A 10172-nucleotide genomic window follows, 5' to 3' on the forward strand; every position below is an offset into this window, starting at 1 on the left:
CACCCCTGTCCGGGGTGCTCAGAGGAGTGACAAGAAACGGTGAGCGAGACCAAGCTGCGCGACTACCTCAAGCGCGCGACGGCCAGCCTGCACGAAACTCGTCAAGAGCTGAAGGAACTCAAGGACAGGGACCGGGAGCCCATCGCGATCGTCGGCATGGGGTGCAGATATCCCGGCGGGGTGGAGTCGCCCGAAGACCTGTGGGAGCTGGTCGCCTCGGGCACCGACGCGGTCTCCACCTTCCCCGTGGACCGGGGGTGGGACGAGGACCTGTACGACCCCGACCCGGAGAAGCCGGGCAAGAGCTATACGCGTGAGGGCGGGTTCCTGCACAACGCGAACGGCTTCGACGCCTCCTTCTTCGGTATGAGCCCGCGTGAGGCGCTGGCGACCGACCCGCAGCAGCGGCTGCTCCTCGAGACGTCCTGGGAGGCGTTCGAGCGGGCGGGCATCGACCCGGCGTCGGTGCGTGGCAGCCGAACCGGCGTGTTCGTCGGCGTGATGTACAACGACTACGGCTCCCGCATCCAGGCCATACCGGAGGGCCTTGAAGGCCACCTCGGCAACGGCAGCGCTGGAAGTATCGCTTCCGGCCGCATCTCCTACACCTTCGGCTTCGAAGGCCCCGCCATGACGGTGGACACCGCGTGCTCCTCGTCGCTCGTGGCGCTCCAACTGGCCGTCCAGGCGCTCCGCAAGGGCGACTGCTCGCTCGCGCTCGCCGGTGGCGTGGCCATGATGGCGACACCAGGGGTGTTCATCGAGTTCAGCCGGTTGCGCGGACTCGCCGTGGACGGACGCTGCAAGTCGTTCTCGAACGCCGCCGACGGCACCGGATGGTCCGAGGGCGCTGGTGTGCTGCTGCTGGAGCGGCTGTCCGACGCCCAGCGCAACGGGCACCAGGTGCTGGCCGTGGTACGGGGCGCCGCCGTGAACCAGGACGGGGCGAGCAGCCGGCTGACGGCGCCCAACGGCCCCTCGCAGCAGCGGGTGATCCGCGACGCGCTGCGCAACGCCGACCTGTCCGCGGCCGATGTGGACGCGGTGGAGGCACACGGCACCGGCACACCGCTGGGTGACCCGATCGAGGCGCAGGCGCTGCTGGCCACCTACGGCCAGGAGCGCTCCGGAGCCGACCGGCCGTTGTGGCTGGGTTCGTTCAAGTCGAACGTGGGGCACACACAGGCGGCCGCGGGCGTGGGTGGCGTCATCAAGATGGTGATGGCGATGCGGCACGGTGTGTTGCCCAAGACCCTGCACGTGGAGGAGCCGTCGGAGCATGTGGACTGGTCGGCGGGGGCGGTATCGCTGCTGACCGAGTCGACCCCGTGGCCGGAGACGGGTGAGCGGCGCAGGGCCGGTGTGTCCTCGTTCGGTGTGAGCGGGACGAACGCGCATGTGATCCTGGAGGAGGCGCCGGAGGCCGAGGCGGCCGACGACGCTGAGGCCGAGGTCGCCGATGGTCCCGTGGTGTGGCTGGTGTCGGGCCGTAGCCAGGAAGGGCTGCGGGCGCAGGCCGGGCGGCTGCGGGAGTTCGTGGCCGAGCGTCCGGAACTGGGCGCCGCCGATGTGGCGCGGTCGCTGGTCATGACTCGGTCGGTGCTGGAGCACCGCGCGGTGCTGGTGGGCCGGGACCGGGACGAGTTGCTGTCCGGCTTGGGCGCCGTCACGGAGAAGTCCGCTCTTCCGGGCGTGGTGGTGGGCGAGAGCGCGCCTCCCGGTCGTTCGGTGTTTGTGTTCCCGGGTCAGGGGGCGCAGTGGGTGGGTATGGCGGTGGGTCTCCTGGAGTCTTCGCCGGTGTTCGCGGAGGCGGTTGGTGAGTGTGAGTCGGCGTTGTCGGCTTATGTGGACTGGTCGTTGACGGATGTGCTGCGTGGTGTTGAGGGTGCGCCTGGGTTTGACCGGGTGGATGTGGTGCAGCCGGTGTTGTTTGCGGTGATGGTGTCGTTGGCGCGGTTGTGGCGTTCGGTGGGTGTGGTGCCGGATGCGGTGATGGGTCACAGCCAGGGTGAGATTGCCGCCGCGTGTGTGGCGGGTGCGCTGTCGCTGGAGGACGCGGCGAAGGTCGTGGCCTTGCGTTCGCAGGCGATCGCGGCTGGTCTTGCGGGTCGGGGTGGCATGGTGTCGGTCGGGCTTCCGGTCGACCAGGCCCGGGAGCGTATTGCCGCGTGGGGCGGTGCGATATCCGTTGCCGCGGTCAATGGCCCGGGTTCGGTTGTGGTATCGGGTGACGCGGGTGCGCTGGATGAGATGGTCGCCCAGCTGGAGGGTGAGGAGGTGCGGGTCCGCCGGGTTCCGGTGGACTATGCCTCGCACTCCGCGCATGTGGAGGAGATCCGGGAGGAGTTGCTGAGGGTTCTGGCGGACCTGAAGCCTCGTACCTCCGAGGTGCCGTTCTATTCAACGGTGTCCGGTGAGCTGGTGGACACCGCTGGTCTGGACGCGGAGTACTGGTACCGCAACCTGCGCCAGACGGTCGAGCTGGAGGCCACTACCCGCATTCTGCTGGGCAGTGGGCATGGTGTGTTCATCGAGGTCAGTCCGCATCCGGTGCTGACCTTGCCGGTGCAGCAGACGGTGGAGGCCGTCGAGGCGCAGGCCGTGGTCGTGGGGACCCTTCGGCGGGACGAGGGCGGGGCCGAGCGGTTCCTGACCTCCGCCGCCGAGGTATTCGTGAACGGCGCCGAGGTGGACTGGGCCGTCACTCTGGAGGGCCGTGGCGGTCGGCGGGTCGAGTTGCCGACGTATGCCTTCCAGCGGGAGCGGTTCTGGCTTGATGTTCCCGCGGGTGTGGGTGATGTGGGTTCGGTGGGGTTGGGTTCGCTGGGGCACCCGTTGTTGGGTGCGGTGGTGTCGTTGGCGAGCGGTGGTGGGGTGCTGCTGAACGGACGGCTGTCGTTGGCTACGCATGAGTGGCTGGCGGATCACGCTGTCCACGGGGTCGTGCTGCTGCCCGGGACGGCGTTCGTCGAGCTTGTGGGGCAGGCCGGGGACCAGGTCGGCTGTGGCCGGATCGAGGAACTCGTCCTCGAAGCGCCGCTGATCCTGCCCGAGCACGGTGGGGTGCGGATCCAGGTCGAGGCGGGGGAGGCGGACGCTTCCGGCTTCCGCGAGGTGAGCGTGTTCTCACGGGAGGAGGCGGAGGGCGAGGGCGCGCCATGGACGTGCCATGCCCGTGGTGTGCTCGCGCCGATGGCAGGTGCCGACGCGGCTTCCTTCGACTTTGGTGTGTGGCCTCCGGTGGGGGCTGAGTTGGTTGATGTGTCGGGTGAGTATGTGCGGGCGGCGGAGAACGGGCTGGAGTACGGGTCGGTTTTCCAGGGGTTGAGGCGTGCGTGGCGGCGTGGTGGTGAGGTGTTCGCGGAGGTGGAGCTTCCGGAGGGTGAGCGGGAGCGGGCGGGCCGGTTTGGTCTGCATCCGGCGTTGTTCGATGCGGCGTTGCATGCGATGGGTGTGAGCGAGGGCTTCACGGGTGGGTCGGGGAGCCTGTTGCCGTTCTCCTGGCGTGGGTTTGTTCTGGAGGCGGTGGGTGCGACGTCGTTGCGGGTGCGGTTGGCGTCGGTGGGTGATGGTTCGGGTGCGGTGTCGGTGCTGGTGGGGGATGAGTCGGGGCGTGGGGTGGCGTCGGTCGAGTCGCTGGTGCTGCGGCCGGTTGACGCGGATCAGCTCAATGCCGTGGGCGGGGTGGCGCGGGATGCGCTGTTCCGGGTGGAGTGGGTGGATGCGCCCGGGGTTGTCGTGGCGGGTGAGGTGGCGCCGCGGATTGAGGTCATGCGGGTGGTCTCCGGTGGTTCGGATGTGGTGGGTGAGGTGTACGGGCGGGTCCTTGAGGTCCTGGAGCGGGTGCAGGCCTGGGTGGCGGACGAGGGTCTCGCGGGTGAGCGGCTGGTGGTGGTGACCCGGGGCGCTGTCGACGCGGGCGATGGTGTGCGGGACATGGCCGGGGCCGCGGTGTGGGGTCTGGTGCGGTCCGCGCAGTCGGAGAATCCGGGGCGTCTGGTGCTGGTGGACACCGATGATCTGGATGGTGTGGGTGGTCTGCTTCCTGGGGTGTTGGCTCTGGGTGAGGAGCAGGTGGTGGTGCGGTCGGGTGCGGTGCGGGTGCCGCGTCTGGGCCGGGTGTCGGCGCCGGATCCGTCGGTGTCGGGGGTGTTTGGCGCTGGTGCGGTGTTGGTGACGGGTGGGACGGGTGTTCTGGGTGGTTTGGTGGCCCGGCATCTGGTGGCCCGGCATGGGGTGAGCAGGCTGGTGTTGCTGTCGCGTCGTGGTGCGGGGGCTGAGGCTGCGGCGGAGTTGCGGGCGGAGCTGGAGGCGTCTGGGGCTGAGGTGGTGATCGCGGCGTGTGACGCGGCGGATCGCCGGGCTTTGGCTGGGGTGCTGTCGGGGTTGCCTGAGGGCTTTGCGTTGAGTGGTGTGGTGCATGCGGCGGGTGTGTTGGATGACGGCCTGCTGACGTCGTTGACCCGTGAGCGGGTTGAGCCGGTGTTGCGGGCGAAGGTGGACGCGGCGTGGAACCTGCATGAGCTGACCGAGGGGCTGGGCCTGTCGGCGTTCGTGCTGTTCTCCTCGGCGGCGGGCACGTTGGGCGGGCCGGGCCAGGGAAGCTACGCTGCGGCGAACGTGTTCCTGGACGGGCTGGCCTCGTGGCGGCGGGCTCAGGGGTTGCCGGGTGTGTCGATGGCGTGGGGTCTGTGGGAAGAGGCCAGCGGCATGACCGGACACCTCGGCGAGAGGGACCTGCGCCGAGTGTCGCGTTCCGGCCTGGTGCCGCTCTCCTCCCAGGAGGGGCTCGAACTGTTCGATGCGGCTCTGGTCGCGGATGAGATCGTGCCAGTTCCGGTGCGGCTGGACGTCCCGGCGCTGCGTGCGCAGGGCGCCGAACTCCCCGCCCTCTTCCGTAGCGTCGTACCCACCGTGACGGCGCGTCGTGTCGCACGATCGGAGCAGGACGAGAGCCTCCCCGATGAACTGCGCCGACGCCTCGCGGGTCTGCCGCAGACGGCGCAGGACCAGATGTTGCTGGAGCTGGTCCGCGCACAGACCGCAGCCGCCCTCGGGCACGCCAGCGCCGAGACCGTCAACACAAGGCGGCCGTTCAAGGAGCTCGGCTTCGACTCGCTGATGGGGGTCGATCTCAGGAATCGCCTCACCGCGGAGACCGGTCTGCGGCTGCCCGCCACGCTGGTTTTCGACTATCCGACCCCGATGGCACTCGTCGGCCACATCCGTGACGAAATCCTGGGCGGAGACAGCGCCGCTTCCTCGTCGGCGGGCGCGGCGGCGGTGGCCGCGCCGGGCACGCCGGTGGACAGCGACCCCATCGTGATCGTGAGCATGAGCTGCCGCTTCCCGGGCGGGGTACGGACCCCCGAAGAGCTGTGGCAGCTGGTCATGGCGGGTACGGATGCGATGTCCGAGTTCCCGTCCGACCGCGGGTGGGACCTTGAGCGCCTGTACGACCCGGACCCCGACCGGGAGGGCACTCACTACGCCCAGAACGGTGGGTTCCTTTACGACGCGCACCAATTCGACCCCGCCTTCTTCGATATGAGTCCGCGTGAGGCACTGGCGACCGACCCGCAGCAGCGGCTGCTGCTGGAAACCTCGTGGGAGGCGTTCGAGCGGGCCGGCATCGACCCCACGACCAAGCGGGGCAGCCGGTCCGGTGTGTTCGTGGGCGTGATGTACAACGACTACGGCACCCGGCTGCGGCAGGTTCCCGAGGGCTTCGAGGGGTCTCTCGGCAGCGGAAGCGCCGGAAGCGTGGCATCCGGTCGTATCTCGTACACGCTGGGTCTTGAGGGGCCCGCGGTGACGGTGGACACGGCGTGTTCGTCGTCGCTGGTGGCGTTGCATCTGGCCGCGCAGGCGCTGCGTCAGGGCGAGTGCGATTTGGCGCTCGCCGGTGGCGTCTCGGTGATGGCCACGCCGGGTGCGTTCGTGGAGTTCAGCCGTCAGCGTGGGCTGGCCCCCGATGGCAGGTGCAAGCCGTTCGCGGACGCGGCGGATGGCACGGGCTGGTCCGAGGGTGTGGGCATGCTGCTCGTGGAGCGGCTGTCCGACGCCCGGCGCAATGGCCACCCCGTGCTGGCGGTCGTCCGGGGTTCGGCGATCAACCAGGACGGTGCCTCCAATGGCCTTACGGCGCCCAACGGGCCGTCGCAGCAGCGGGTGATCCGGCAGGCGCTCGCCAGCGCCGGACTGTCGGCCGCCGACATCCAGGTGGTGGAGGCGCACGGTACGGGTACGACGCTGGGTGACCCGATCGAGGCGCAGGCGCTGCTGGCCACGTACGGCCAGGGGCGCCCGGAGAATCTGCCGTTGTGGCTGGGTTCGCTGAAGTCGAACCTCGGTCATACGCAGGCGGCGGCCGGTGTCGCTGGTGTCATCAAGATGGTGATGGCGATGCGGCACGGCGTCCTGCCGCAGACCCTTCACGTGGATGAGCCGTCGCGGCAGGTGGACTGGTCGGCGGGTGAGGTGCGGCTGCTGACGGAGGCCACTGAGTGGCCCGAGACCGGGCAGCCGCGCCGGGCCGGTGTCTCCGCCTTCGGCGTGAGCGGCACCAACGCCCACACCATCATCGAGCAGGCCCCGCCGATCGAGGATGAGGCGCAGCCCGCCCCGGCCGAGGATCACGGCATCGTGTCCTGGGCGCTCTCCGCCCGGAGCGCGGAGGCTCTGCGCGCCCAGGCCGAGCGGCTGCGGTCGTATCTGGTCGAGCGTGCCGAGCTGAGCGCGCTGGATGTGGGCTACTCGTTGGTGGCGACCCGCGCGGTGCATGAACACCGCGCGGTGATCGTGGGTGCCGACCGTGCGGAGTTGTTGCGCGGCGTCGAGGCCGTCGCATCCCGAGAGGTCGCCCCGGGACTGGTTCAGGGCGTCGCGAACGCGTCGGGTGTGATGGCGTTCTTGTTCTCGGGTCAGGGTGCGCAGCGCCTGGGTATGGGGCGGGAGTTGTACGAGGCGTTCCCGGTGTTCGCCCAGGCTTTGGACGAGGTGTGCGCGTACCTGGACGTCGTGCTTGACCGTCCGCTGAAGGACGTGATGTTCGCGGCGGAAGGCAGTGCCGACGCCGAGTTGCTGGACCGGACGGCGTTCACGCAGCCCGCGCTCTTCGCCATTGAAGTGGCGCTCTACCGGCTCCTGGAGCACTGGGGCATCACCCCGGACGTGCTGATCGGTCACTCCATCGGTGAGATCGCTGCCGCGCATGTGGCGGGGGTGTTCTCGTTGGAGGACGCGTGCGCTCTGGTGGCTGCGCGTGGTCGGTTGATGCAGGCGCTGCCGGAGGGCGGCGCGATGGTGGCGGTGCAGGCCTCGGAGGAGGAGATCGCCGGATCGCTCGCCGGTCGTGAGGCCGAGGTGAGTATCGCGGCGGTCAACGGACCGACGGCCGTGGTCATCGCCGGTGACGAGGCGCCGGCGCTGGAGATCGCCGGACAGTGGGCCGAGCAGGGCCGTAAGACCCGCCGCCTGCGCGTCAGCCACGCCTTCCACTCGCCGCGCATGGACGCCATGCTGGACGACTTCCGCAAGGTCGTCGAGAGGCTGTCGTTCGCCCCGCCGACCACCACTCTGGTCTCCAATGTGACCGGTGAGCCAGCGGGCACGGACGATGTGTGCTCGGCGGAGTACTGGGTGCGCCATGTGCGGCAGGCGGTGCGGTTCGCGGACGGGGTGCGGGCGCTGGAGAAGCTCGGGGTGACCTCGTTCCTCGAGGTCGGCCCCGACGGTGTGCTGTCCGCGATGACGCAGGACTGCCTGATCGCGGGCGGGGCTTCGGCCTCGGTCGTGGCACCCGTTCTGCGCAAGGACCGCCCGGAGGTTCAGGCGCTGACGACGGCGCTGGCCGAACTCCACGTCCACGGAGCCTCGGTGGGCTGGGAGCAGGTCTTCGCCGGGCGCGGTGCGCGGACGGTGGAGTTGCCGACGTATGCCTTCCAGCGTGAGCGGTACTGGCTGGAGGACCGCGCGGAGGCGTCGTCCGGCTCCGTGCCGGGTGGTTCCGCCGCGGTGGACAGCGTGGACGCGCGGTTCTGGGACGCGGTGGAGCGCGAGGATCTGGAGACACTGGCGGAGGCGCTGGACGTCGACGGGAGCGGTTCGCTGGGTGAGTTGCTGCCCGCGCTGTCCTCCTACCGCCGTCAGCAGCGCGACCGGGCCACGGTCGACAGCTGGCGTTATCGAGTCTCCTGGAAGCCGGTCCAGGAGGCGGTGGCAGGGTCGCTGTCGGGTGCGTGGCTGCTGGTGGTGCCCGCCGGGCTCGCGGACAGTGAGCTCACCGAGACGATTTCCCAAGGCCTCGAGAAGTCCGGTGCCCGTGTCGTACCGGTGGCGGTGGACGCGGGCACGGACCACGACGCGCTCGCCCGGGCGCTGCTGGCCGCGGTTGACGGCGAATCCGATGTCCGGGTGTTGTCGTTGCTCGCGTTGGACGAGGAGCCGATGGCCGGGCAGCCGGTGGTCGCTGCCGGACTCGCGCTGACTCTGTGGCTGGTGCAGACCGTGGCGGGGCTGGGCGTGCGCGCTCGGCTGTGGTGTGCCTCGCGGGGCGCGGTGTCGGTGGGTCGTTCCGACCGGCTCGCGAGCGCCACACAGGCGCAGGTGTGGGGCCTCGGCCGGGTGGCGGCGCTGGAGCATCCGCAGAGCTGGGGCGGGCTCGTCGATCTGCCCGAGACGCTGGACGAGCGCGCCGTGTCGCGGCTGGCCGGAGTGCTGGCGGGTGAGGACGGCGAGGACCAGGTCGCGGTGCGTGGTTCGGGTGTGTTCGTCAAGCGGTTGGTGCGGGCTTCCGCGCTTGAGCCCACTGGTGTCGATGGGTGGCGTTCGAGTGGTTCGGTGTTGGTGACGGGCGGTACGGGTGCGCTGGGTGGCCATGTGGCCCGGTGGCTGGCGCGTACGGGTGCTGAGCATCTCGTACTGACAAGTCGTCGTGGGATGGGGGCCGAGGGCGCCGTCGATCTGAAGGCGGAGCTTGAGGGCCTGGGCGCCCGGGTGACGGTGGCGGCCTGTGACGCGGCCGACCGCGAGGCGCTGGCAGCGGTGCTGGACGCGATTCCGCGGGAATTGCCGCTCACCGCCGTGGTGCATACGGCCGGTGTGCTGGATGACGGCGTTGTGGACGCTCTGACGGTGGAGCGGGCGGCTGGGGTGTTGCGTCCGAAGGTGGATGCGGCGCGGAACCTGCATGAGTTGACGGCGGGGACGGATCTGTCGGCGTTCGTGTTGTTCTCCTCGGCGGCGGGCACGTTGGGTGGCCCGGGCCAGGGGAGTTACGCGGCGGGCAATGCCTATCTCGACGCGCTGGCGTTGCAGCGGCGCGCGGACGGCCTTCCGGCGACTTCCATAGCCTGGGGCGCCTGGGCCGGGAGCGGTATGGCGGTTGACGGGGAGCTCGAAGAGCAGATGAGGCGGGGCGGCATGGCCCCGATGAACCCGGATCTGGCCATCTCCGCGCTTCAGCGTGCTCTGGACCTGGACGAAACCTTCCTCCTCGTGGCCGATGCCGCATGGGAGCGGCTCGCGGGCGAGCTGGGAGCGGACCGGACGACAGCGTTGCTGAGCGAGCTGACAGAGACGCGGCGGCCGACGGCATCACTGACGCCTTCCGACCCGGCGGCGACCGAGTCGGCGGTGGCCGAGCTGCGCACAAGCCTGGAGGCGCTGCCCTCGGCGAAGCGTCAGCGCCGGCTGCGCAAGCTGGTGCGTCAGCACGTCGCCGCGGTCCTGGTGCACACGACCCCGGACGCCATCGAGAACGATCGGTCGTTCACAGAGCTCGGGTTCGACTCACTGACGGCTGTTCAGCTGCGGAACCGGCTGGGCGCGATCACCGGCCTTGAGCTGCCGACCACCTTGGCGTTCGACTACCCGAACCTCATCGCCCTGGCCGAGCACCTGGAAGCGGGCATGTTCCCGCAAGGCGGTGGGGCTGAGCGGAACGACTCGGAAGAGGACCGGATACGCGAGGCGTTGGTTTCCATTCCGCTCGCGCGTTTCCGTGAAGCCGGACTCATGGACGCCCTGCTCGAACTCGCTCAGACATCGGAGAGCGGTTCTGAGTCGGCGCCGCAAGACGAACTGAGTAGCGCGGTCGACACGATGGATGTCGACGACCTCGTCCAGAGGGCTCTGGGCGGCACTGACCTTTGATGTTGTTGGAAGTGTGG

1 protein-coding gene is annotated in these 10172 nt (G+C 69.8%); it reads left to right on the forward strand.

Annotated features, from left to right (window positions below; all coding sequences use genetic code 11):
* Nucleotides 1-39: 39 nt before the first annotated feature.
* A complete protein-coding gene (locus tag MQV74_RS36255; RefSeq protein ID WP_242727539.1) occupies nt 40-10155 on the forward strand; it encodes a type I polyketide synthase in 10116 nt (3371 codons plus the stop codon).
* Nucleotides 10156-10172: the final 17 nt, after the last annotated feature.

This window comes from Streptomyces sp. AN091965 (genome assembly GCF_022698285.1).
Taxonomy (GTDB): Bacteria; Actinomycetota; Actinomycetes; order Streptomycetales; family Streptomycetaceae; genus Streptomyces.